General features: G+C 35.7%; 1 pseudogene. It reads left to right on the top strand.

Features of this window, described 5'->3' with window-relative positions:
• Nucleotides 1–834: 834 nt before the first annotated feature.
• Nucleotides 835–1,209, top strand: a pseudogene (locus tag F6K13_RS32960) (DUF6444 domain-containing protein); the annotation flags it as partial.
• Nucleotides 1,210–1,456 lie beyond the last annotated feature (247 nt).

Here is a 1,456-nt window from a genome sequence, read left to right on the forward strand (position 1 = left end):
TATCAGAGTAGCTTTGAGGGTGAGACACCTGATTGTTGGGACCCTCTATAACTTCCACATCCTCTTTTTTTGGGATTGTGTACTCTGTTGCTATTTGGTTTGGAGATGCAGATGTCATAACGCTTTAATTAAATATTTAGATGCTCTTTACTATTAAGGCTTTTAAATAATTCAAGCTCAGTTTGTTAATTAATATTAAGATAGGAACTGAATAATTTTTAAATCATTCATACCTGTACTTTAGTCTAACATGATTAAATTTTTACTCTTCTGTCAAAAAAATTATTATAAATATTTTTTAGATAAGATTTGCTATACAGGTTCTAGGTGTGAGCTTGGAGAACATCGGTTTTAGGAATATTTTTTCTTGATTTTTACCTCATTACTTGAATGCTCGAACTTCAATAAGCATATTAGTTTTGATGGTATAGAATTTTATTTTTTGTACTTGCTGCTGAAGTTTGAATTAATAATTATCAAAACTATCATTACTCAAAGTTTTAAATTTATTCATCACACCTTTGATAGAAATAGAAGTAAGCAAGTTTTTATTTGTTAAAATTATGCCCTCTAGTTTTATAATCATAATGTAGCACAAAAAGTTGCTATAAATACTATGTATAGTGTTATATCTAAGGTAAGGATTCAGGTCATAGCGTGATCGTAGTGTGGATTCTCAGAAGGGAAATTCAAGAATATTGGTTCGCTTGACAAAAAAACAAACTAGTGCAGCTACGCGGAAGTCAAAAGTCAAAAGTATTTATTGGTAAGGCTTTTAGGATTTTGTAACTGGTTAGTTATTTCTGCCATCCTGCACTAGGGTAAAGTCAAAGCATGAGTCAATCACAGCCCCCAGTAAATCGTAAACGCCTCAACCAGTTGTCAAAAGAAGAACTGGTAGAAATGTTATTGACTCAACAGAAACTAATCGAGAAACTGCAAAAACAAATTGATAAATTAGAACAGAGTCAAAACCTAGACAGTAAGAACTCCTCGAAACCCCCATCAACCGATCTACTGAAAAAATCGGAAAAAGCCAAGCCAAAACAAGAGTCTCCCAGTTCCGAAGAAAAGAAGAGACGACCAGGAGGACAAATAGGCCATCATAGTAAGACTCGTAAAGGGTTTTCCAGAATAGACAGAATAGAAATATTGCAACCTTCTGTTTGTAGTCAGTGTGGTCAAGCAGAATTTTTAGATGAACCAGTGGTAGCTGTAGTGGCCAGCAATGTGCGATTCGTTTCTAGGGGAAATAGCCTAGAGTGTCGGTTTAACAAAAATCCAGAATCTTATGGAGGTTAAAGAATAGTAGAAGGTATACCGACATAACATGAACTACCCCGCCGTGTAGACGGACGGGGTTTCTAAGTCCCCGTCAACAAAGTCCGCACTTTGAGATTTTGAGCGCTTCATTTGCCCCAGTTGCCTCATCGAGCCTGTATGTTTACGGGTCGAA

The sequence above is a fragment of the Okeania sp. SIO2B9 genome, assembly GCF_010672505.1.
Classification (GTDB): domain Bacteria; phylum Cyanobacteriota; class Cyanobacteriia; order Cyanobacteriales; family Microcoleaceae; genus Okeania; species Okeania hirsuta.